The sequence below is a fragment of the Enterococcus sp. DIV2379 genome (genome assembly GCF_050542965.1).
GTDB lineage: Bacteria > Bacillota > Bacilli > Lactobacillales > Enterococcaceae > Enterococcus_D > Enterococcus_D entomosocium.
This window is the reverse complement of record NZ_CP172938.1, coordinates 361,075-385,499: the sequence shown is the minus strand read 5'-3', so window position 1 is coordinate 385,499 and position 24,425 is coordinate 361,075. Positions and strand designations below refer to the sequence as shown.

At 43.1% G+C, this 24,425-nt stretch carries 20 protein-coding genes; 1 reads left to right on the top strand and 19 read right to left on the bottom strand.

The annotated features are described in order from the left end of the window. Nucleotide 1 precedes the first annotated feature (1 nt). From IGI92_RS01825 to IGI92_RS01775, 11 genes are all read right to left on the bottom strand, one after another. Complete coding sequence (locus tag IGI92_RS01825) at nt 2–571, bottom strand: TetR/AcrR family transcriptional regulator (protein ID WP_005227190.1); 570 nt, start codon at nt 569–571, stop codon at nt 2–4. Between the two features lie 208 nt (nt 572–779). Further along, the gene (locus IGI92_RS01820) at nt 780–2,240 is read right to left on the bottom strand and encodes a helix-turn-helix domain-containing protein (RefSeq protein ID WP_016611450.1); all 1,461 of its coding nucleotides are present in this window, start codon (nt 2,238–2,240) and stop codon (nt 780–782) included. Continuing rightward, nucleotides 2,218–2,709, bottom strand: a complete 492-nt coding sequence (locus IGI92_RS01815) for a hypothetical protein (RefSeq protein ID WP_016611451.1) — start codon at nt 2,707–2,709, stop codon at nt 2,218–2,220. The genes IGI92_RS01820 and IGI92_RS01815 overlap by 23 nt, the downstream gene beginning before the upstream one ends. A 44-nt stretch (nt 2,710–2,753) precedes the next feature. Then, complete coding sequence (locus IGI92_RS01810; protein WP_016619637.1) at nt 2,754–3,554, bottom strand: class A sortase; 801 nt, start codon at nt 3,552–3,554, stop codon at nt 2,754–2,756. Continuing rightward, complete coding sequence (locus tag IGI92_RS01805; RefSeq protein ID WP_016619636.1) at nt 3,544–4,626, bottom strand: DUF916 and DUF3324 domain-containing protein; 1,083 nt, start codon at nt 4,624–4,626, stop codon at nt 3,544–3,546. The genes IGI92_RS01810 and IGI92_RS01805 overlap by 11 nt, the downstream gene beginning before the upstream one ends. A 67-nt stretch (nt 4,627–4,693) precedes the next feature. After that, nucleotides 4,694–5,434 (bottom strand): WxL domain-containing protein, encoded by a 741-nt coding sequence (locus tag IGI92_RS01800; RefSeq protein WP_016619635.1) that lies wholly within the window; start codon nt 5,432–5,434, stop codon nt 4,694–4,696. Between the two features lie 11 nt (nt 5,435–5,445). Then, nucleotides 5,446–6,246 carry a WxL domain-containing protein gene (locus IGI92_RS01795; protein ID WP_430607766.1) on the bottom strand — a complete coding sequence of 267 codons (801 nt, stop codon included), beginning with the start codon at nt 6,244–6,246 and terminating at the stop codon, nt 5,446–5,448. Between the two features lie 45 nt (nt 6,247–6,291). After that, nucleotides 6,292–7,005, bottom strand: coding sequence for a WxL domain-containing protein (locus IGI92_RS01790; protein WP_016609549.1), 714 nt, complete (start codon nt 7,003–7,005; stop codon nt 6,292–6,294). Further along, a complete protein-coding gene (locus IGI92_RS01785; RefSeq protein WP_008376260.1) occupies nt 6,938–7,306 on the bottom strand; it encodes an LPXTG cell wall anchor domain-containing protein in 369 nt (122 codons plus the stop codon). Before IGI92_RS01785 ends, IGI92_RS01790 begins: the two co-directional genes overlap by 68 nt. A 14-nt stretch (nt 7,307–7,320) precedes the next feature. Next, entirely contained in the window at nt 7,321–12,189 is a 4,869-nt protein-coding gene (locus IGI92_RS01780; protein ID WP_430607764.1) for a hypothetical protein, read from the bottom strand. 1,026 nt (nt 12,190–13,215) lie between these two features. Continuing rightward, nucleotides 13,216–13,572, bottom strand: coding sequence for a hypothetical protein (locus tag IGI92_RS01775; RefSeq protein WP_139959852.1), 357 nt, complete (start codon nt 13,570–13,572; stop codon nt 13,216–13,218). A 498-nt stretch (nt 13,573–14,070) separates the two neighbouring features. Here IGI92_RS01775 and IGI92_RS01770 point away from each other — a divergent pair, with 498 nt between their 5' ends. Beyond that, a complete protein-coding gene (locus IGI92_RS01770) occupies nt 14,071–14,964 on the top strand; it encodes a hypothetical protein (protein ID WP_430607762.1) in 894 nt (297 codons plus the stop codon). A 24-nt stretch (nt 14,965–14,988) separates the two neighbouring features. On the opposite strand, the gene IGI92_RS01765 is transcribed toward IGI92_RS01770, so the two are convergent. From IGI92_RS01765 to IGI92_RS01730, 8 genes are all read right to left on the bottom strand, one after another. After that, a complete protein-coding gene (locus IGI92_RS01765) occupies nt 14,989–15,246 on the bottom strand; it encodes a hypothetical protein (protein WP_008376271.1) in 258 nt (85 codons plus the stop codon). 258 nt (nt 15,247–15,504) lie between these two features. Continuing rightward, nucleotides 15,505–15,669 carry a hypothetical protein gene (locus tag IGI92_RS01760; protein WP_016609543.1) on the bottom strand — a complete coding sequence of 55 codons (165 nt, stop codon included), beginning with the start codon at nt 15,667–15,669 and terminating at the stop codon, nt 15,505–15,507. Nucleotides 15,670–15,703: 34 nt separating this feature from the next. After that, nucleotides 15,704–16,663 carry a LacI family DNA-binding transcriptional regulator gene (locus IGI92_RS01755; protein WP_430607759.1) on the bottom strand — a complete coding sequence of 320 codons (960 nt, stop codon included), beginning with the start codon at nt 16,661–16,663 and terminating at the stop codon, nt 15,704–15,706. A 13-nt stretch (nt 16,664–16,676) separates the two neighbouring features. Continuing rightward, entirely contained in the window at nt 16,677–19,967 is a 3,291-nt protein-coding gene (locus IGI92_RS01750; protein ID WP_430607757.1) for a GH36-type glycosyl hydrolase domain-containing protein, read from the bottom strand. A 15-nt stretch (nt 19,968–19,982) separates the two neighbouring features. Next, the gene (locus IGI92_RS01745; protein ID WP_430607756.1) at nt 19,983–22,133 is read right to left on the bottom strand and encodes a glycoside hydrolase family 3 N-terminal domain-containing protein; all 2,151 of its coding nucleotides are present in this window, start codon (nt 22,131–22,133) and stop codon (nt 19,983–19,985) included. Between the two features lie 6 nt (nt 22,134–22,139). Continuing rightward, nucleotides 22,140–22,919: an endonuclease/exonuclease/phosphatase family protein gene (locus IGI92_RS01740; RefSeq protein WP_005232373.1), complete on the bottom strand. Its 780-nt coding sequence runs from the start codon at nt 22,917–22,919 to the stop codon at nt 22,140–22,142. Next, on the bottom strand, nt 22,916–23,830 hold the full coding sequence (locus tag IGI92_RS01735; RefSeq protein ID WP_086316813.1) for an acetylxylan esterase: 915 nt from the start codon (nt 23,828–23,830) through the stop codon (nt 22,916–22,918). Before IGI92_RS01735 ends, IGI92_RS01740 begins: the two co-directional genes overlap by 4 nt. Next, nucleotides 23,823–24,425 carry a DUF624 domain-containing protein gene (locus IGI92_RS01730; RefSeq protein ID WP_086316812.1) on the bottom strand — a complete coding sequence of 201 codons (603 nt, stop codon included), beginning with the start codon at nt 24,423–24,425 and terminating at the stop codon, nt 23,823–23,825. The genes IGI92_RS01735 and IGI92_RS01730 overlap by 8 nt, the downstream gene beginning before the upstream one ends.

Here is a 24,425-nt window from a genome sequence, read left to right as displayed (position 1 = left end):
CTTACTGCTCCTCTTTTTCATAGATTTGGTGGCCAAAAAATTCCACATCCTTCGCCAAACGAAACAATTGCGTCGCAATCTCTAATGGGGTCTCTGGAAAGTCGTTGTGAATCCAATTTTCCAAAATGCCTCCGCAGCCGTAGGAAAAGAATCGGCTATAAAATAGAATGTCTTGTTTCGTCAATTGCTGCTCTTGATCGACCTCCAAGAACAAGCGCTGAAAAAGCGGTTCTGTGATCTGTAAAAAACCGTTCATTAAGATCTCGCGGTCATAAGCCAGTGATTTGCGGTAAAAGGCCGGCGCTTGTTTCATTGCTTTCAGCATGCGCAAGGCGGCTTCTTCCCAGTTATCAAGGGAGACATCTTCTGTCGTCAAAAAAATCAGGGCATCTTGCCGATAGATCCATTGGATCAAAGCTTTTTTATCAGGAAAATGGTAGTAAAACGTCTGCCGATTGACTTGCGCCTTTTCGGCGATCTCCTGTACGCTGATTTTATTCACTTCTTTGGTCTCACAAAGGGTGATCAATGTCTGGCCAATCACAGCCTTCGTTTGTTTCCCATCCATCATAGGGCACCTCTTTTTCTTCTCTTTCTATCATACCAAATTTTCTACTAAAAAAAAATCCTATCAAATGGTCCTTTTTCACAGACCTTATCCGAACACTTCATCAGGGCAATAGATCCCTGTGTGCTTTTTGCATATGGTAGATTTCTGCAAAAAACGCCTGCCTTCATTTGAGGCAGACGCTGCTTTCGATAGTTAAACGGCAAGATGCTCACTGTGCCGTTTTGGTTTGAAATTGTTCTCTGCGAATCACGCTGATTTTTTCAGTAAAATTGGCCCAATCGATGGGTCTAGGTGGTGCTAGCCATAAAATATGGTCGATCCCCAACGCACCATAAAATGGCAGGTTTGAAAGAATCAGGTGCGTATGATCATCTGGGTAACTCTGGAATTGCACATTCAAATCGAGAATTTTTTCAATATTCTTTTTGATCATCTGGTTGTAGGAATCACCAAACGAAAAATCAACACAGACATATAAAGGAACCAAAATCTCTTTTAGTGGAATCGTAGAAACTAATAAAATTAGGTATCTAAAAAACAAAAACTCTTTATTGTTCCATAAGATCGGTCGATTACGACTTTCTTCCAGATAGTTGCGGCAAAACGCAGCATATTCAGGATACGTCTCAAGAAAATATGTGACATCCATGTATTGGTATTCATAACGAGAACTAAAAGAAAACGACAAGAGCTGGTAATGAATCGTAGTCGTTTCGACATGAAGCAGCGCCAACGTGTCAGTGGTTAGCGAAAACTGCTGTTGGACTGCCTGAATAAACTGCTCGTTTAATTGTTGGATATAGGTTTGTTCTTGGTCGATGTAGCTATTGTTGTCGATCAACCAGCCTTCAACGATCAAGAAGCGCAAAATATCTCGTGCCTCACGTTCTAGGACTTCTTGATCGTTGATCGTCAAGATCTCCTGCAACCAACGCTTCAAATCTTCAATGATCACTAAATGTTTTGGCAAGACTAAATCGTTTTCCACACTGTTTTGCATGAAATGTCCTTTAGACATCCGCGCCAAAACAATACCTAGATAATGTTTCTTGCGAATCCGCATGCGGGCAGACTGTTCTGGATTCAGCCAAGTACTTTCATTGAATCGATCAAAGGTTTTTTCTTTGTCCAAGATACCTTTTGGGAAAGGGGAATGGTTCAAATAATATTCCTTCATAAAAAAGAGAAAAATAAACTCCCGAATCTCACTTTCTTCACCCACCAGCTGAAACTCTTTCGTCACTTCAATGTCGTATTCTTTCAAGATCAGTTTAAACTGTTTAAATTCTTTATAGACGGGATTATGACTTAGATAGTGATTGGTAGCAAATTCGTATAAAGAAGACAATTGCTCAAAAAAGCATTCTTTCAACATAGAAAATTTTAACGCTTGATCTAGATAATAGGTCAGTAGTGTGTCTGAAGTTGCCAGCCCGGAGGCATTCAGTTTAATGACCGTCCCATCGGTCACGATCTCAAATTCCTCATTCAATCCTAGTTCATAAAAATCAAGATTCAATTCTTGAACGGTCTTATTGATCAGAAATTCCGACATGGTCAATTGGTCCATCAATGTTTCCTTCGTTTCAGAAAGAGCGACTGCGTTTTCCAAATATTGCAGCATCATCAATTTTCGTTTGTCCGCCTTATTCAAAAATGTCACAAACATGCGTTTTCAAGCCTCCGTTATTTTTTTGGCCATAAAGAACGTTTCCTGAAAATAGATAGCATAAGCTGGCAAGATACGAAGGTTTGTCATCCCCGTCACCATCCGTATTATTTCCCGGCAGTGCTAAATCGACAGCCAAACGATCCGACGCAAAAACATCTTCTAACATGACTCGTTGTGCTAAGTGCTTCTGTTTTTCCAAAAAACTGCTCTCTGGAAATGCGGATTGTTCCTGTTCTTTTTTCGGAACAGGTTCCGGTTCAGGAGCCGGCGATTCTTTGGATTCTTCCTTTTCTGCAGGCGGTTCATCTGCTTTTTCCGTACTTCCTTCTGGCGGATCCGTTGGGACGATTTCTTCTGAGGGGTCTAGCGGATTATAGATAGTCGCAAAAACAACTTGTTCTGTGACAAGATCGATCATTCCAATAATCATGCAGGCACCAATGACAAAACCAAATCTGCGTTTCATTTCTTCACCCTCCTTATCAACAGAGCTTCTTTTTGATGCTCTTTCTACGGCGCTGAACGTTTCAACAGTTTGTGAACGCCAAGCAGACATCCACTAATTATAAATAAAATAACAAATAAAAGAAACCAATTTTTTTTAGATTGTTGTCTCCATAACATTTCTTGTTTTTTAGCCATCACTCTCGCGCCTTGTGACGTACTGCCCATGGTCGCTGTGTTTTGCGACTGTCCGGCAGTTGCTTGCTCAACAGGAATCGCTGTCAGCACGTAGCGTTCTTCTGTTCGAGTAGGTGTGGGACAAGTAATCAATGTCAACTTTGGTGTCTGGTCATCTGTTAGAACCGACAAGTCGGATTCATCTACGACTTTTTTATCGATAATAATATACTGCTGGCGTTCCTCGAGGTAGGTTACGGACACTTCCATCCCCACCTGTGCTTCTAGCAATTGACCAAATAACAAACTTTGTCTACCGAGATGATGCCCTAAAACGACAAAATTGTTATTTTTTAACAAACGTTCCGGAAACATCACGACACCGCCTTTCAGCAGCTGCTGATTGGTTATCCCCACCAATAGTGGCTGCTGGAACTCGATCGCTTCAATTGCAACAAAGCCGTACCCGGTGATCGTTGCCGACTGCGGAGCCAATACATCCCCTAGAGCCGGCATTTGAATCGTTTCTTCTTCTGGAATCGTTGTCGGCAGCTGGGTCGCTATCGTCAATTCGCTTGTGCGTAATTGCCAACTGACGATGCTTTCTTTTAAAAAAGGAAGTGCCAACAAGAGGATACCTGCGATGATCAAGCCATCGATCAAGTATTTCTCAAGGTGCTCACGCTTCATCCGTTTCATTTTTTTTCTTTCGTCGGTACCATAAAAGCAGCAGTAAGGCGAGCAGCAGCAACAGACCGCCGATCAAGAAGTAAAGCCACGTGTAATCTGTTTCGATCGTCACATCTTTCTTATTAAGATCACGAGCGACATCTCCCGTCACTGTGAATTCTTTTTCGAAGCTCCATTTATAGAGATAGCTTTCTTCCTCGCCTTCTTCATTCTCCACTTTGTATTGTCCTTCATCGCTTTTCCCACCGTAGGCCACGGAAGTCAACACATAGGTCCCTGCTTCTAAACGTTGTCCTTCCAAGGAAATTGGGTACGAGAAGTTTGAATTAGGTGCCATTTGCATTCGTGAGGTATCTGAAGCATACAAGACGTCACTATCACCTTTCTTCCTCACTTCATTGATCAACCGCAAGGAATTTAAGTAAGCTGCTTCAGGATTTTGCAACGTAACATTGATGGTATTGCGGGCGTTGACTTGTCCCGGTCCAACATCCAGCAGTTTTAGATCCGGCGTGACTTCTGTTGTATTTTGACGGAGTAAAATCGCAACGACATAGGCATACTCATTCTTGATGGCTAACCCTTGGTCTTCTTCACTGTCAGCAGTATCGGTTTCCTCTGTCGTTTCTTTCAAGGTCAAACCACCGGCAATAACTCCTTCAAACGGTTCTGAGGGCATACTGATCTTTAATGGCAAGGTGATTTGGGATTGTTTCGGGATCGTGATCTCTTCCTCCACTTCAATCAAATCAGCCATATCATAAGGCAAGGTTTCGTCCGCTTCGATGTCGTTTTCGCCATATTCCACGACCCCGTTTAGATTCGTGGTAGCTGAAGCGATCACTGGCGCGATGACGACCTCTTGATCGGTGTCATTGCGCAATTGGACTTCTACAGTTTGAACCGCTCCCGGCTCCATTTTCAAGTCAAAATAAGTCTTTTCTTTATCGATTTGATTCTCTGGAATCACTGGATTGACGGCAAAGTTAAATTCAGAAGCGGTTCCTATGGTTGGTACAAAAAAGAAAATACTTGCGAATAGGAGCGCCAAAAGCTGTTTGATTTTTTTCATGATGGATGTCCCTTCTTTCTATGTATTCTCCTTGAACCTCGAAAGGGTTCAAGGAGAAAGCTGGTACTTATGGGTTGGTTGGTGTGTCTGTTAGTAACCAAGTAAACGTGGTGTTGTATTGGCTGGCATATTTCGTCGTTGAGCCTGGAACTTCCAACTCAATACTATCCATGGCTGCAGCTAAACTATCGCCCCAGCTCATTAAATAGGTCCCTGCTCCTTCGCCATCTTGGGCACTCATCACTAAGGATTGGGCACCGTTTGGATTCAATGTGATCGTTGCGCTCACATTTGATGGTTTTGGTGACAATGAAGGAGTTACTACAGTTCCCTTCGTCAAACGAATTTGCGCAGCAGTCAATTCTTGATCTTCCGCTGTTTTGAACTGACCATTTTGGCGAACATTCAATGTCCAACCGCTCTCTGTTCCCCGATTGTCTGTCACTTGGACAAAATTCGGTCCTTCTTGATTATCACCAACTGAATCCACATATTTTTGAGTTTCCGCATGGTAGATCTCTGTTTTTGAGGTGATTTTTTGTGTGCCAAAGTAAAGGCTTGAAGCAAAATCAATCGATAGCGGTCCGTTCGTTCCTGGATTTGGTCCATCTGGGTCCGTTGGATCCACTGGTTTGATCGGATTTTCTGGATCTGGATCCGTTGGGCTGATTGGATTGGTTGGATCCGTATTTGGTTCAAAGGTGATTTGTCCATTTGAGTTGTAATCTGCACTGTCCGCTGCTTGTGCCAGCACTGGTGCTGCTAGGCTTAAGCCTAATACTGAGAGAAATGCTAATGTTTTTTTCATGTCTATACTCCTTATCCTTCCGTTCCTGGTGTATCTGATAATACCCAAGTCAATGTAGTCGTGTAGCTAACGGCATCTTTTGGGGTGCTGCCTGGTACAGAAAGTGCGACTGCTTTGGTAATATCGGCTTGTACTTCTTGATCATCTTTGTCTATTTCAGTGATCGACTCAACGCTTCCCCAAGCATTGACCCATGTCCCAGCACCTGTTTGATTTGCTGCGGTCATCACCAATGATTCAGCACCTGCTGCATCCAACGTGATTGTCGCTTCTGCCACTGGAGCAGTGACGCCAATCGCATTTGATTTAACGGCAGGGCTTGTTAGAGTGATGACAGAACCAGACAATTCTTGATTCAACGTCGATTCATTTTTAAATTGTCCATTTTGCTTCACAGACAACCGCCAACCGGCATTACTACCGCGATTATCAGTTACTTGGACATAATTGGCAGTTTTTAATGCAGAAGCTGTGCCATCGTCATTCAAGTACCCTTGTGCTCGTGCATAATAAATTTCGTTTTTATTGGAGATTTTATTGACACCAAAATCTAAGCTAGAGGCATAATCGATCGATAACGGGCCATTCGTTCCAGGATTTGGTCCATCGGGATCGGTTGGATCAACAGGATTGACCGGGTTTTCTGGATCTGGGTTTTCTGGATTGACTGGGTTCGTCGGATCGGTATTTGGAATAAAATCAACCGCCCCATTTGATGTGTAAGAAGCCGCTTCGGCTGCTGAAACCTCGGTTGCTGCACTCGCTGCTGCCAATACGGCAAGACTTAAAAAGACCCATGCTGTTTTTTTCATTTCTATTTGACACTCCTTTATCTTTTTTACTGAAAATCAGTGATTTTAATTGCTTTCAGGGACATTCTTTAAATTCCAAGTCAATGTCGTCCGATACTCTTTGGCTAATTTTACGGAACTGCCTGGTACGTTTAATTTTACTGCCGTTGACCCTTCCGTTGCATCGTTCCCAAACTTGTAAATCCAAGTTCCCATTCCTTTTCCGACAGGTGCATTGACCAAGGTGATTTCACTATCGGGTACAAAGGTATGACTTGCAGTAACTGTTGGTGCATACTGCATATCGGTGACTGAAGTTGCTGCACCTGAGGCGATCGATAATGAAGCGCCGACTAGCTCTTCGTCATCAGCCGTTTTGAATTGTCCGTTTTGCACAACACTCAATGACCAACCTTCTTGCGTTCCTCGTTTATCTGTTACTTGCACATAATTTGGTCCAGCAGCGCCAGCTGTGAACTCTTGCAGCTGTGCGTAATAATCTTTTGTTTCAGAAGTAATCAGTTGGTTGCCAAATTGAAAACTTGAAGCAAAATCAATCGATAATGGTCCAGCTGTTCCAGGATTTGGTCCATCTGGATCGGTTGGATCGACGGGATCCACTGGTTTTTCTGGATCGGTCGGATCAACTGGATTGGTTGGATTCGGGTCCGCTTCAAAAGTGATTGCTCCATTTGAAGTGTATTCAGCGGCATTAACGGTTGTTGGTAACAGAGCAGTGCTCATCAATAGAATGCCTGCCGTCAAGAAAAGTTTTTTCATTTTTTGTTCTCCTTTTGATTAAAATGATTCCTGCTGCCAACAAAACGACAAGACCACTGCTTTGATAGCTATTGAAGTGATCTGATCCTGTTGCCGGCAGAATATTGTTGCCTTTTTGATTAACTTGTTTATTCCCTGGCTGTTCTTTTACGGGCTCTTCTGGCTCCTCAACTGGTTCTTCATAGACGCCGAAAAAGGAAGTAATGCCATTGCTGTCATAAGCACCTGCTTCGGCTGCTGAAACGAGCTGAGGAAATATTAATAGACAGCCAGCAATAATACCGATCATGATTTTTTTCATTTGTTTTCCTGCCTTTATGGGTTGCCAGGTGCCGAAACCAGTTGCCAGCTCAAGGTTCCTTGATAGTCCCCAACTTTTTGCTGTTCGACTGGAACGGTAAGCTTGATTCCTTCATTCTGACTTTCGCCCCAGTGCTGATTCACGACGTATGTGCCATTTTCTGTCAATTCCGTTTCCTCGATGATCATTTCCCCACTGGTTATCATCTGTTCTTGACCGTTTGTCACAAAGCGGAAGACATCGGTTAATTGATCTGTCCCATCCGTTAATGGCTGTTGCTCTTTGACCGTCAAGCGCCATGGACTCCGTTCGGACCCTCTCGTATCTTTCACCGCTAGCTCACCTGTGATCGTTGGCCAATAATCTTGTGTTTCTGTGGCAACTTTCTGCTGCCCAAAATCAAAGTCTGTTGGCACACTGCTTAAAATAAGCTCGCCGGCAACTGCGACATTGACGACTTTTTCTGCCCGTTGACTGCCTGCTTCATAATGGTAAGCCGTTGATACATTTTTCAACAGCTCATCTTCCGTTGCTTGCTGGATCGCGGCAAAAGCTTGCGGATCGACAGTCGGTGGTATATTTGCCCGATTATCTGCAAAAATCGTGGTTGCTTGGGTATAGTCTGCCAAAGCGGCTTCATCTGTCAGCGCCGTTGCTTCTGGTAAGGTCAAACGGACATCTTTTGCATAGACGGCAAATTGCCGATCAGCAGAAATGACACTTTCATTTTTGACCACCACCAGATTCACGGTAGTTTCTTCCTGATTCTGATCGTTTTCCCCTACTGAAAAAGTGATCGCTTGTTTGCGGTAGACCGCTGTTTCTAACGGTTCTTGAATCGCAGCTAAGACCTCATCTGTCAGCGTATCCTTAAAGAAAGGACGCCCGCTGGCTTCGAGATAAGTCACGGCTTGTTCTTTGGTCAGCGATTGTGCCTCTTGCTCTGTAAGGATCACATTGCGGGCTTGGACTTCCGCCTTATTTGAGTAGCGGACACTAATATCGTAACTATACTCCCCATCAGGACTCGTCCAGTCAACTGGCTCTGAATCTGGTTGTTCCGTCAACTGCTGATCCGTGCTATCCAGCTTGCTGGATTTGATTTGCCCCGCATAGACCCATGAACCGGACGTTTGGGTTTCTGGTGTAAACGTCAATGTTGGCAATTCCGTTACCGTGTAGGGAATCAATAAACGCCCTTTTTGCACCTGTGTCCCCGCCTGCTCAGTTCCCCATGCTTGCAAGGTCAGCGGCGTATTGTTCTCTTTGACTGCCGTTACATTGTGACTAATGGCGCCAATCCCGTTAGCGACTCCCGGTGTTTCGACTTCGTAGTTAATGATCGAACCTGGTATCGCAATACCGTACCCGTTGGCTGCATTGGTCACATCGTTGTCCCCGATGAAGGTTTTCCCAGTCGCTTTTTCGATCCCGCTGAAGTTGATTGGCGTGATCGCTGCAGCATTAGCAGCAGTTGGATTTATAGTCAGTACTTGATAGGCACTAACCGCTCCAAACCACGTCCCTTGACTGTTGACTCGAGAACCTGCATCATTGGTCGTCGTTTTCAGCCACGTTAAATGATCTTTGTCCGTATCTGGTGTTGCGAAATCTGAAAGATTGATTCGCCCCGTTCCCGGCGGTGACTCAATCGTCCCTTTGTCTTCCACCGTTAACTTCGCGCCTGAAATCAAATTCGTTGCAGAAGAAATACCGATACCGGCATCCTTGGAAAGATGGATGTCACCGAACTGATGATAGGTCGTTGCGTGATTGACAGCAGTGGCTGAACGGCCATTTTTGATGTCTCCCCCATTGGCCATTAGCTTGATGCCGTTTGTCACATTCAATTCGGTAAAGTTGACGATTCCCAGACCCGTCACAGCGATTGGATCAGTTTGATAAGAAGCTGTCCCATCGACATTTTCACCAAAGCTCATCTTCACTTGATTGCTGCTGCTGGCTACGATCGTGTTCGTAAAGTTGTCTGACGCATTTCCGCCTGAAATCCCATTGATACTTTTGGCTCCTTGAACCCGCATTTCGACATCTCTTAAAATTTGGCTGGAAGAAATATTGGAATAGTACGTGGTGTATAAATTCCCGATACTTGATCCTTCTGCCTGGATATTCATATAAATTTTGCCGCTTCTTGTATTGCTAGCAGTCCGTCCACCATCGCCATAGATCGTTGCACCATTCAGTGCATCTGAGCCCGGCTTTGTGTATATGTTCAATGTAATCGTATTGGAGCTGTCGGTCCCAACGATATTCGTACTGTTAAACGGATTACCTCCTGAGATATTCGTTCCTGAAGGAAGGGCAAACTCACCATCGTAATCTCTCAAATCCAATGTCAAACTAGCATTTCCTAATAACCGTCCATTGTTCGTAACACCGCCTGAAAAACCATTAGACCCTGTACGCGGGGTGCCTGAGAAGTTCCCGCCAAACACTCGATTATCTGAGTTTCCGTTAATAGTGTGGGAAGAAGCGACACCATAAGAGGCACCGAGTGAAGCATTGATCACCCCATCATAAACCGTTACTGCGACATTGCCGGTCACTAATAAGTCATCCCAGCCGCCACCAGATAAAAACCAGTCTACTTGCCCATTATTTACTGTCGTTCGTCCATCTCCGTAAACGCGGCGTCCAGTATACCCTGTTCCTTCTAGCGTATCGACGATCCCCGAATTCAAAGTATTGGAAGAATTCCCCTCAATGACACCTGAGAAGGAGCCACCGTAGGTCCAGCGAGCAACCGTGTTATTTAAGATCGTTTTGGTATTTCCTTTAATATAGATATCCCAAGCCGTACCAGGATAACCACCGCCACCAACGATGTCCCAACCAGAGGCGTTTCCTCTTGTTTTGTTGGTTGTTGAGTAATCTAGATTCGTTGGTCTGGTTCCTGTGTAAGCAATCCCATCTCCACCAGGACTACCATCCGAAGTGATCGTGCCAACTTCAATCGTCGTATTTCCTTCAACATAGCCGCCTCGACCAGCTGCCGTCGAATAAATCGCACCATTTGAAAAGGAACCACTGACTAGATGAGAAGTGATATCGCCATAAACTTTAAAACTTGCCGCTGCTTCTGCCAGTGCTGCTCGTTGTTCCGGGGTATAATTGTCATACGTCGTCGTATTCGAAGCCCCCATTGAACTTTGAGTCAAGGTACTAACGTTGTTTCCCCCGCCGCCGTTAAAATCACCAATCCCCCCGACGCTGGCACTCGGTCCTGCTTTCACGGTGTTGACGATGTTCCCTGTGATGGTACCAGTATTCCGATTGCCACCTTCAAATTCACTACGTCCAGTGGAATAACTGCTAGCATCTAGGTTAGTCACGATGGCATCCTTAGAACGATCAGAGCCGATGTTGCCATAAAATGAACCGCCTATGAAACGATTGGCTGTGCCTGACCAACCGCCTGCACCAGAGATCGTACTGCGGATTGTACCACCGATATTTCCATATTGAACGCCACCAGTAAAAGCACTTAAGCGAAAGCTTGTATTGGTCGTCTGGATCGTCGTTTCAACATTTCCTGTCACATTGGCTGTATTGGAAGCATTTGTTCCAAGACCACCGCCATAATAACTGCCTAATGTCCCATTCAAGCGATTGATTGCAACATTCGTGTTCCCATCAATCGTACCAATATTGGCACCTCCTGCAATCGTACTGATGCCGCCCACCGTATTATTTACGACAATCGCTGTATTCCCAGTCAATGTACCACCGCTTTGATTCCCACCATAGATGTTCCAAGTTCCAGAGCCTGTCGCATTTACAGTGATCGTCGGATTTCCAGTAAGGTCGCCATTGTTGCTTCCTCCATAAATAGCTAGGCCATTGCCGGTGGAACCACCGTTCAAGGAAAGACTATGCCCATTCATGTACATTCTCGTCCCCGTATAGTTGAGGTTTCGAATCACTACATCAGAACCGAAGTAGATGTCCGTGCCAAGTGCAACTGTTCGACTACCAGAAGTCAACGTTGTCGCATCTGTGATGGGATCATCGCCATGACCTGTGATGATCAAGCGGCTGACTTTTCCTTGTAGTGCATAGAAAGTCATGTTGGTATTATCAATTGTGGCTGGAATCGTCTTTGAAGTCAGATTCGTTGGCAGTGACAACGATCCACCCGAACCAACATACAAAGCAAATTCTTGGCCATTGCCGTTTTGATACATATCGAACAACGCTTGACGAATCCCTTCAGCACTATTGGTGTATTCTGCATATGCTGAATCATCTCCAGCTGGACTTGGTACAGCGATCACTTTCGTTTTATCGGCTTCTGCAATGATCTCTTTGATCGATTGTTCTGCCAACGAGATGTCCGCCGCTCTTGCCTTAACAGTCGGTTTAAAAACAGCGGTCAAGGTTTGATTCTCCGTGAGAATCAATTCGGTCAGCGCTTGACTTGTATAGACCGTACCATCTAACGACCAACCTTCAAAAGCAGTATCATCTTCAAAAACTGGTAAATCACTTTCTTTTAGTGCTTCCCCTTTGTTTTTGCTGATCTGAGTGCGGGTTTCCCCGTTAGCAAATACATGCTCCGTGTCTGTCAGAAAGGTCACCTGTACTTCTTCTGCAGCTTCCGATGAAGCTTCTGTTTCAGCTGAAGCTGTGTCAGTGGCTCCTGTAGACGAATCTGTCGAAGCAGGTTCGCTAGATGCTTGCACTTCAGTTTCGTTCGTCTCTTCCAGACTGTCGATCGATGAAACGACAGGGTCAGAAGAAGACATACTTTGTTCTTCACTTGTTTTTGTAACACTTTCGGCTTGTGCCACTACCATTGCATATGAAAAACACGGACCTGATGTTAGTAGAAAAACAAGTAAAGTTGTTAAAAACCGTTTCACTTTATCCCTCCTATCTTAAAAAAATAAACGTATCGCGCAGTGCACGCCCTGTGTTACAACTCTTAGTTTAGCGAGTTGGCGAAAGAGAATTATAATTCTTTTTTTCTTCCATTCAAAATTATGATTATAATTGATTTTTCATAATTCTGATTTTTGTAACTTCCACATCTTATAGCTATCTGTTACTCATCGATTGAAAAAAAGCGCAAATTATCAGGATGAATCATCGATTCTTTTCAAAAAACTGCTTTTCTCTTTCATAAATCATACAAAAAACGAGGGATAAATCAACACTTATAATTAAATTAAGATGAGAAAAATAAATAAAATGTTAGAATATTTGACAAAATTCAGCGGCACAAAACTCTTTTCTAACGACCTAAAATAATAAGTTAAAAGAACGCTTCCTATCTTCTGACTGTAGATAATAATAATGTTATAATCAAAAATGAATAAAAAACGTTATTTAAAAATTCCATTGCATATAAAATAACAAAATAAAAATTATTATTTTTTTTATAAATCACTGTTTTTGATAAAATAAGTAAAGTTATTTTTGAAATAACGCAAAAAAGAGACTGTGACAAAAGCCCATAAAAGAACGCCGCAAGAAAGGCTCTATAATTTATGGGACTGATGAGTCAAAATTGATTCTTCAGCCTCATTTTCATTTTCGGTATTAAAAAACATATCGTTCTCTAATATGATTAAATCACGACAAAATAAACAAACTAAGAGGACGATAAGTGGTATGAATGATTCTATCAAATATGAATACAAAACAAGGAAAGTAATATTCAAAAAAATCTGAGCTAGAATGAGTTTCATCCTGCTCAGATTTATCTTTTTGTATATTAGCCTCTATTGAAAATAGCTATTATTCTCCAATGACTTGTGCGTATACATCGTTGCAAGATGTTGCCTCTCCATTAGCAAATGATACTGAATATATGATGCCTCGGCTTCATTTGTTGCAGTAAAGTTTGTTGCTCTTATTGTAATTCCATCAAGTTCCTTTTCCATAATCTAATCTGGTGGAATTGACGTATAATTCGCAATAAATGAATCAATTTTTTCACTTAGATCTGATACTTTTGGAGAATCAATTGATGATGTCGTTTCTGATGAATGAGTTTCATTAAGCAAAGAACTGTAAGAAGTTTCTGTTTCACTTGCTATTAGACTTTGTGAGGTTGACTCTTCGGTTTTGTTATACGAATCTTCAAAGGATGTTTTATGTAGTTTTACATTATTCAAAAAACCATCTATAGCTACAAAGTACTCAATTGATTCTTCATCATCATTCAGGAAAAATGTCATATTGTTTTTATACTTAAATTTTATTAATTCGGGAAAAATATTTTTTAGCTCATCATCAGACACTTCAATATAAAATCCATTTCAAGACTTTTTCACTGTGTAAGGAAAACCAGGTGAATTATAATCATCATTTCCATAATCGATTATTTTTTTCTTTATCTATTCTAAAAGAAAACTCTCCTTCCCCTCGTTAGCAACACCATACCAATCACCATAGAAGTCTTTAGCTGGATCTACAGATAGAAAATAGCCCCCTACAAATCCAATTATAACCAACAAGATAAACCCTAATATTTTTATACTTTTTTCATAAATCCCCTATTATGTTCCTTTTTTAATAATACAGTATAACGAATATTATGCATTGAAAATCAAGTTTGTGCCGCAAAGAACGAAGATTTACTTGCATATTATCGTATTCAACTTTGTTCAATTTTACATCCTTTCCTACGTATTACAAAATTTTTAGGATATAAATATAACTTAAAATGATTTTTATATATTACAGTATGGTATATTAAATTTGTTAGTAAAATAATAATTAAAAAGGAGATTAAAACAATGAAGAAGTTTTTAATTAGTGTAGTGTTTGGTATATCAGTTTTAAGTTTTGGTCAAATAAATGGTTATGCAGATGAGAATGGTTTTGAGATAGATGAAACTAATCAATCATTAATTAATGAGACAATATCCAATGAAGAGTCCAATAGAGATTATATTGATGGTGTAATTAGAATGTTTGAAGATTCTGATAGTGCTGACGAGTTCAACGCATCTTTAAATGAGAGTTTAACAGTTTTAAATTCCTATGATGCCGAACAAGATGCATTGTTGGAAGAGTATAAAGCGGACGTTGCCGAATCAGTTGATCCTTTTTATGTTGAACCAAAGTCTAAGATAGGTGCTAGATCATCGGTAACTCCTGCAAATCCAGTTTATGCGGCTGCAATTGCTGCATACAATAAAGGTATATCAATGGTTAAGAAAAAAGGTCACAATCAGACTGCTGCTTATATGAAGCACGCCATTATTTCTGCTGAGAATTACTATTGGAATCCAACATGGAAGCCTTCGACATATGTTAATAAAAACGATAGCTGGGCAAAGACTGTAGACGGCGAGGAGTTAATGACCGCTTATTATTCTAGACTTAAAAAAGAAGCATTTTCTACAGGTAAAAAATCTGGTTCTTTCTCAGGAAGTTATACATTTCTAAGCGGCCAACTTCACACAGCATTACGTGGAGTTAGTTACACAGTAACTTATAAGAAACAAGCCAATGGAAATTATTGGACTCAAGTAAAGGTTACGGATATATTTGATTTCAAATGGGAGCTAAATGGTTATGATGGCAACTTCGAGGTGGGATTTGGAAACAATTATTGTTATGCAATGCAAAGAGCAGGCTTTATCATTCCTTATAAAATCGAAGTGATCCACGAAGTTTCTAGATAGTATAAAAAGAGATGAGCTCTACGCTTATCTCTTTTTGTTTAAGATATATATAATGGATTTTACTAGTGCACCCAAGAAAAGTATCAGGGCTAATACCTTAAAAACTACACCAAGTTCCCAGTTGATTGATCCTTCTCTTAAAAGCTCCTGTTTTTGGGATTTGCTTAGTCCTTCAACGCTTACAGGAATCCAATTTACACTTAAATAGACACCTATAAGTAGCGAAATCATTGAATATATATATAGGATTCTTATTTTTAAACCTTTTAAAAAGTTAATCATCTTAGCACTCCTTTGCAAACTATTATATCAGAAAGCTAGCTTTAAATAATTATCGCTAATATAATTTAATAATTTGTGAGTACTTTTTATAAGAGGTTACTTTTGTCCGACCACTTGGTTATGTTAGCTATTTTAATATTCCTAATTTTATCATAGCCAACCTTATTACCACCAACATATATTTCTAGTTCATCATGCCCCTTAAATATGGCCAACTATATTAGGAAAGTAATTTCCATCTCGATCATGCGCTTCAATTTAGATAGCTACTGATTTGTTCTTGAGTGTTGCCTGATTTAAAGTTTCGGCGATCTCATTAACATCCATCTGGAACTTTTGAATTGGTTTACTTCTTTCAATAGTTCTTTCTCCATCAATTGCTTTGGTATGTTCTGTAAGATAAAATCCTCCCCATTTCACCATTCCTTTTTCAACTATTTTTCCTTTAATGGATCAATTAAATAAATGATCCACCATCCACAAAAGTGGTATAAATATGCTCGTCCGCCACTAGTTCCCCTTGGATCGATTGTACGATTTTCTCAGCTGCAACCATCCCCCATCGATGTTTCGAATAGGAGATCGTCGCTAAGCGCGGCTGCACAAAAGCGCCTAATTCCGTGTTATCAAACCCGATGATGCGGATCTCTTTTCCGATGCGATAGTCGGTCTCGCGGACATATTTGTAGACACCGATCGCCATTTCATCATTGAAGGCAAAGATATCAATGGGAAACTGGGGATCATTTGCTAAGAGCTGTTTTGCCGCTCGATAACCAGAAGGTTCCGTGAAGTCACCAGGAATGACTTCATAAGGAATACCAAAGCGCGTCAATTCTTTCGTACTGGCTTCCAAGCGCTCCCGACTGTCGTAGCCTTTTTCTGGCCCTGCTAAGAGGAAGACTTTTTGGCTTTGTCCAGCGATCAAGCGATCGATCGCCAGCGCCGCCCCTCCTTTATTGTCTAACAAGACTTGATGGATATTTTCATGAGACAAGACACGGTCTAACACGACGATTTGATGTCCTCGTTGGGCGTATTGCTCGATTTCCTTTGCTGGAAACGTCCAATCCAAAATGATGGCACCGTCCACCATCCGCTCAGGAATAAACAAGTGTGATTTCTTGCCGCTGCAGACGATCATTTCATAGCCGAAAAGTTCCAACCCTTTCTTGATGCCATCTAGCAATTCCCCATAAAAACTTCCGGCATAATCGGCGAGATAAACACCGATGATGTTGGTTTGTCTGCGTTTCAGTGTACGAGCAGCCATGTTCGGAACATAGTTCAATTCGTTTGCGATCGCTTGAATCCGCGCACGGGTTTCCTCGGTCACTTTTGGACTGCCATTCAATGCATACGAAACGGTGGATATGGAGACACCCGCTTTTTGGGCAATATCTTTGATTCCTACCATGGCTTCTCCTTTCTTAACGATAGATATCGATCGTATTGGTTTGGTTTTCGTTTAATTTGGCGCAAAGCGCTGCTTTCTTCAGGACAAACGCACCTTGGCGGTAGCGATTTTCCGCAAACTCAGTGGACATTTCTTCGCCGTTGATCAATACTTTCGGCGTACTTGACGAATGATAGACGATTTCGACCGGCCGATCATAGAGTCGATACGTCAGTGTCAATCCTGCTAATTCCGCTGGCAAGACGGGATCAAGTTCAACGTGATCAACAAAGGTCCGAATGCCTAACACATTGCTGATCAACTGATTCATATAGATCCCCGGTCCACTAGAATAGATGCGCCAGCCGCCTTTGACGCCGACTGTTGCCTCCTTAAGTTTACCAAAATTTTCTTGGGCTTCAACCCTTGTTTTGAAATCGCCATCAGAACTACTGAAATACGCATTTGCTTGACGGATTTCCGCATTTTCGACCCGTTGAGCGATTTGGATCGGATTAATGACCCCAAGTGCTTGCCAAGTCTCTTCTTCTCGACCTAATTTCGCCATGGCCTCTGTAAAGCGGATGTGGGCGTGAACGTACTGTAAACCGATTTCTCGTCCAAAATTGGCTGCTTGTTCTGCCCGCTTGAAGTTGGTGCTGACACCACCCGCATAAGTCGCTGGACGATTCATCAAGCGCACCCCATCTGGAAATTGCAAATGCTCCTTGATGATCGCCACATGATGATCGGCTTGTTCGGGAGATAACAGCTCGCCGATCATGCTTTGCTGCATCGGCAGCAAGCGGTATTGGATACCGGTTTTCTTGTCAGTCGGATGGACCATCAGTTCCACGTGCTCGCTATCTTCCATATAGACAAATCCTGGCAAAGTCCCATCAGCTAACATGTATTTTTCAAAGTCATGTTTGATTCCCGCAGACAGTTCCGTTAAATGTTTGGCATACTCTGGGTCAACTGACTGCAACTGGCTGGCTAATTTTTTCAATACTTCATAGGTCAAGGCAACGGTCCAGCTGCTGGCCATTTGTTTCTTCAACTTACTGTTATTTGGCTGCAAGGTGTCATCCCAATCGCCATCACCATAACAAGACAGGTACGTTCCTTCCAAAAAGTTCGCTTCGATATACGCCACTTCTTTTTTCAAATGATCAAACAAAGAAGCATTGGTTCTGGTTTTCAAGAAGGTTGTGCGATCCGTATAAGGCAGTTCTTTTTCCAAAATCGCAAAATCTTTGGTTTTTTCGAGATAGTCACTAACGACTTTCATTGGCCAAACGATCACATCTCCGTGGCTCTCATCGGCTTTTTGTTTCTCATAGCGATCAAACATAAACCATTGTGGCCAGTTGCCGTCATCTGCAAATTGATTTTCAAACAAATGCTCGATGATGGACGCCACCATCTCAGGACGATTGAGGGCTAAGAAATACTCAGTCGGTCCTTGGGAAACGTCTCGAGTCCCCCAAGCAGCACCACCGTACTGTTCAAGGCCATGAGGAGACAAGTAATGAACAAGCATATTGTGGGTGTACCAACGTGCCAAGTGATTGAAGGATGCGACATCCGCCTGCGAATGTTTCAATTCAAACTGATTCAACAAATCATCGACAAAGGCCGTATAGGCAGTGTCTTCTTGCTGGCGATCTAACGTTTCGGAAACAAAGGGTTCACCAGTCAGTGTGCCTTGGATCACGAAGGAAACCGTCGCCTGTTCTGCAAAGGTCAATACGGTCGTGCTATCGTCGGCTGCCACATTGAAAATCGTTTCATCGGTTAGTTCAAAAGGTTGTGCTGCATGGAGATAATACGTCAATTCTGGATAAGTTTCCGCAATCGGTGAATCCGCTGTTCCTTTGATGGTGAGCAATTGCTGGTCTTGCGTAATGGTAACAGTCGGTACCGCTTCATCGATCCCCATCACAAATTGATTAGTGATGGCCCAGGTGTAAGCACGACCTTGTTCACTAGTGATGGTGGTTGCAATCGTGCGTCCATTTGCTTTCGTGAAGGTCGTTACTTGAATGACATCATCCGCTGTTTTGTAGTACCACGTCGCCGAATTTAAGCCCATTTCAAAGGCAGATGGCATCGTTAAAATCCGCCATTGATCGCCGTCTTTCAGATAGATCCGCTGACCGGAACGTTTGAAAAGATTCAATGAGTTGCGGCTATTACTCAACAATTTGTTCATGTTCGTATTGCCTAATACGATTTGGGAGTTAAACATCCCCGTCATGTAAACAGTCGTGCTCAAAATGGGTTGATCGACGATCAACTCTTGTCCGCTCATCAAAATATGCCCATGGGAGCGTTCCATCTGCCCTTCCTTTTCTTTCAACACGACATGGTGATAATCAGGGGTAAAAAAGGAATAAAGCTGTTGGTCAACGATTTCCACTGCTTCTTGCTGAGGAAATCGCTTGTTGATTTCTTCTGTGGTAAATGTAAGCCCTGTGAGCGGTCGACCGAAGTTTTTTCGAGCCTGCGCCGTTGCCTGCAACGAGTCAAAGGACAAGGCTTGATACGTTTCTTTCAACGTTTCAAGTGCAAACTGCGGTTCATTGACTGCCGTCGCTTGATTGGCTTTGACCGCTGCGTAAAAAACGATTTCCGTAGGTGTCTCACTTATTGTCAACCATTGCGTTTGCAGTGCCGTATAGGCAAATTCGTATTGATACACTTCATTGGCTAATGTCTCTTGGCTGAGTGCAGCTGGTTGATTCGTTTCTTTGTAGCTGCGACCGAAAAATTGATAGCCATCCGTCGAAAAGCCTTTTAAGGCTTGGAAGCTGCCCTGTTCCACCAATGGAAATTGACCATTTTGTGGTTGATTTTGGCGAGAAGATAGCACGATTCGATCCTTATGATGGCTAACATGATGGTCGATATATTGCGAAACATAGGCTTCATTAGATTGAACAGCACCTTTGGCTGCGTTACCAAGATCTTGTCCGTAAACCAATTCCGCTTCCCCAGAACCACTCAATTGAACTCGCCAGAACCAGCAATCTTGTGCCAATTGGAAATCTACTTGGTAACTGATAGACTGGTACGTTCCAGTCCAAGTCAGCTGTTTGTCTGAGTAAGCAAAGGCACTGTCAGCATTTGAGCCGATCAAGGGAATGAAGTGCCATTCCCCCGCTTCACGCAGTCGTAGATAGATTTGATTCAAACTGCCATCTAGCGCATTCCCATTCAATTGATTGATCATCACATCGTGACTTTGGATCTCATATAAATCACCGTTTGGTAAAAACGTCACGGTCGTATTTGCATTATTCATCACTATTTTTTTCGTCATAGAAACCTTCCTATCTTACCTCACTAATTGCAGGGTTGTTTGTTGGGTGTCTCGGCTGTTCCCACCAATCATGATGTGGAATTTCCCAGGATCACTGCTTGCTTGTTGGTTGCTGTGGACATAGCGCAGCAGTTCTTCCGTGATCTCAAATTGAACGGTTGCTGATTCGCCAGCTTCTAGCCAAATTTTCTTAAAGCCTTTCAGTTCTTTCACTGGGCGAACCACTTCACCGACTAAATCGCGAATGTAGCATTGGACCGTTTCCCAGACCGCTGCTGTTCCTTGGTTCGTAACCGTGATGGATGCCGTGACTGTTTGATCTTTGGTCATGGTCGGCTGATCCAACGTCACCGTAGAATACGCAACTGGGCTATAGCTCAAGCCGAAGCCAAATGGATATTTGGCATAATTGGAGACATCCAAATATTTTGAGACATATTTTTCATCCGGTGCACTTTCATATGGACGACCGGTATTGTCAACGTTGTAATACACAGGGACTTGTCCAACGGTTTCCGGGAATGACATACTCAAGCGGCCGCTTGGATTGTATTCTCCCCACAAGATCTGAGCAAGTGCGTTTCCGCCTTCGGTTCCAGGGAACCAAGCCTCGACGATCGCTTTGGCTGCATCAACCCCTTGCAAGTCAAGAGGACGACCGTTATAAAGGGTTACGATCAATTGCTCGTTGTATTCTTTCAAGGTTTCAACCAAGGACAATTGGGCTTGCGGCAAGCGAATGTCGCTGCGACTGGCAGCTTCACCGCTCATCCATTCTTGCTCTCCTAGCGCTAAGACAACTTTATCCGCTTCTTTCACTAATTCGATCGCTTCTTGGATCGCTGCTTCAGATGGTGCAAAATAATCAAAGGGCTCTTGACCGATCAACAGATCCGCACCCAAGGCTTGAGCACCCGCCACTAATGTCACCACTTCTTCTTGTTTCCCTTGCCAAGACCAAGCACCTAATAGATCACGAGAGTGAGCACCCGGGCCCACGATCGCCACTTTTTCGGTTTTCTGCAACGGCAGGACACCTTCATTTTTCAACAACACCATTGATTTCTTTGCGATATCGCTGGCGATCTCTCGGTGTTCTTGAGACAGAACAGTGGCTGCTTCAGCGGCTTCATCAGCACCGCGGTATGGATTTTCAAATAGACCTAGTTCATTTTTCAAGGTCAAGATTCTTAGCACGGCTTCATCGACTAAGGCTTCCTCAACAGTGCCTTCTGCGATCAGCTCTTTCAAGTTATCAGTGTAGCAAGTCGTCATCATCTCGATATCGACCCCAGCTTTGATGGCTAATTCAGCGGCGTGTTTTTCATCTTCCGCTGCGCCATGGGCGATCACTTCTTTGATTGCTGCCCAGTCAGAGATCACAACGCCTTCAAACCCGAATTCTTCTCGCAAAACATTGCGGAAAAGCCAGCGATTGGCTGTTGCTGGAATACCGTCCACCGTATTGAAGGAGGTCATCACCAGTTTGGCACCGGCATCAAGGGCCGCTTTATAGCCCGGTAAATAACTTTCTCGCAGTTGGCGTTCTGACATATTGACCGTGTTGTAATCGCGACCGCCGATAGCCGCACCGTAAGCCGCAAAATGTTTGACACACGCAGCCACGCGGTTGAAATCTGTTCGCAGATCATCCCCTTGATAGCCTTTGACAAAGGCTTCAGCGAAGCGACTGTTCAAGTAAGGATCTTCCCCCGTCGATTCCATGACACGGCCCCAACGTGGGTCTCTTACTAAGTCCACCATCGGTGAAAAGGTCACATGCAAGCCAGAAACAGCTGCTTCTTTGGCAGATACTTCCGCCATCTTCTCCGCTGCTGCCAAATCCCATGAACTACCTAATCCTAATGGAATCGGAAAAATCGTCCGAAAGCCGTGAATGATGTCCGCCATCAATATCGTTGGGATATTCAAGCGGTTATTTTCGATATACTCTTTTTGGACGCGGATCGCTTCTTTTGCACCAGAAACACCTAGCGTTGTTCCCGCATTGTTGATGTTCTCTTGTGTCAGTCCTAAGTCGCCCATTGGGCCGGTTTTCTCTTCTGCTTTATCTGAATAAAAAGCCGCTGCCAGTTGCAGCAACTGATCGATTTTTTCATCTAAGGTCATTTCTGAAAGTAGTTCGGTTAATTTCTGCTGTTCCATTTTTATTCATCCTTTGCTTTCTTCAAATTGGACTTCTGCTTCTAAAGGAAAATGATCGGAGGGAAAACGACGATCACAAGAATCCGTTAGACAGGCGGTTTTGACCACCGTGAAGCCTTTCGTATAGATATAATCAATTTCTTCTAGTTCTTGCCATGGTAACGTATAAATAAAATTTTGATAGGAGCCTTTTGGCCCGTGATGGGGCTTCTGTCCATGTTCTTTGGCATTTTGAAAATGTTGCTCTAAGTACCGATGCACCCGCTCGGTTGGCTCCGCATTCAAGTCGCCCATCAGCAATACAGGATAGCGTTCGATTTGATCTGCCAGCTGCTCAAAGATCACTTTCATCCCTTCAAAACGAGCCATTTCTGAAATATTATCTAAATGGGTCGTGATGACAAGAAACGGCGGATTCTTTTTTTCCTGTAAGACTGCCCAAACACATAAGCGTGAATACGCAGCTTCTGGATGAATACTTGGTTCAGTCGGTGTCAATGACAACCAAAACGAACCTGAAGCTAATAACTCGAAAGCCTCTTTTTGATAATACAGTCCAATGCCTTCGCCTAAGCCATCACCATCTCGTTCAGCAGTGACGGAAGCATACTGCGCTAACTTTGCTAAATCTGCAAATTGGCTGGGACGAGCTTCTTGGATCGCCAGAACATCCCAGTCGTAGTAATCGATCAAGGAGCAAACCGCCTCCGATCGATAGTGCCATTGCCATTCTTGGTCATAGTCGGTATCGACTCGTAGATTGTAGGTTGCTACTTTCATCTTCATTCATTTCCTTTGAGTAATTTTTTGATTTGCTGCATTTCACGACGGATTTGTTTCGCTTCGCCGCCGCCATGCCCTTTATTTAAGTAAATACGCAATTCTTTCGGTCCAGGAATCTTTTTATAGGAAACGAAGAAATCTTCCATGGGACAGATCGGATCAGCACTGCCGACCGATGTATAAACAGGACCAGTTATCTGATGAGCAAAATACTTCAAATCAAAATAACTCATGACTTGATAGATCGTTTCCCGCATTTCTGGAAATTGTTCGATATACTCTTGAATCACCTGGTAACTTCCTGTTTTTTGTTCGATCCGATGGACAAGATTGGAGTGGCTTGGCACATCGGCAAACGTCGCAAAAATCGGGACGTTCGTTAATGCGTTGACCAATAAGGCGATGCCGCCTCCTTGCGAGCCGCCTCTTAAAATAATCCGCTGCGGATCGATTTCCGGTATCTGTTGAAGGACTTCTAGTGTGCGCAAACTATCTGCGACCAATCGCTTCATATAAAAATCTTCTTTTTTCAAGATGCCGCGTCCAAAAGGTGCTTCATGCTGCGTGGTTTCATAGGGAACCTGATCTTGCGTGCGTCCCCCTTGTCCACGATTGTCGATGACAAGACAGCCGCAGCCGATCAGTAACCAATGAGCGAATTGGAACGGTTCTTGCACATGATTCATATAGCCTAAAAAATCAATCACGATTGGACAATCTGCCGCTTGTTCTGGCAGCAGCAGATGCCCATAGATCGTTTCATTACCAAGACTTTGAAAAGAAATCGTAAAACAATCGATCCCTTTTAGCAAAGGTGTTTGTTTGGTTCTTTCAAAGGCTAGCGGAAGGGCGTCAAGTTCTTGTTGGACCGAAGCCCAAAAACAGGATCGATCAGTTGCGGTCGATTCAGTCATTTGCCTCTCCCCCCTTCGCTAATACTTTATTGAAAAACAACACCTGTACAAAGGCTGAGCCTGAAATGCCTAAACAAACAAATAAGAATAGGTTTACTTTGCTGCACAATACAAAAACAATGATTGGGATCACCAGTAAAATGATCGCATTCGCCGTACTGCTAAGAACCGCATACGCCGTTTCTTTCGCTGTTTCTTGCAATGATTGCGCAAACAAGCTGTACAAGAGAACGAACACGACGAGATACAGCGCAGCCAAGCTGACGAGAATCACGGCTAAAACGCCAAAGTAAGGTGTAAGCATCATCAAGGAATAGATCAAACCGGCAAAGACTGCGACATACGCCATAACAAGACCTTCTAAGAAGAGACCACGTTTGAGGTTTCTTAAGAATGCTTGCTTGTATCGTTGCCAAATCGGGACATCTCGTTCCTTGTACAATTGATCGATCGTCTGATACAGCGCGATCAATGCTGGCCCTGCGAGAATCAGCGTCATTGCTGGAATCATAAAGAGAAAACTAACAATGATCATATCTGCTAGAAAAGCAAAGACCCGATAGTACCATCCTTCATAAGAAAATAGTCGATTCAT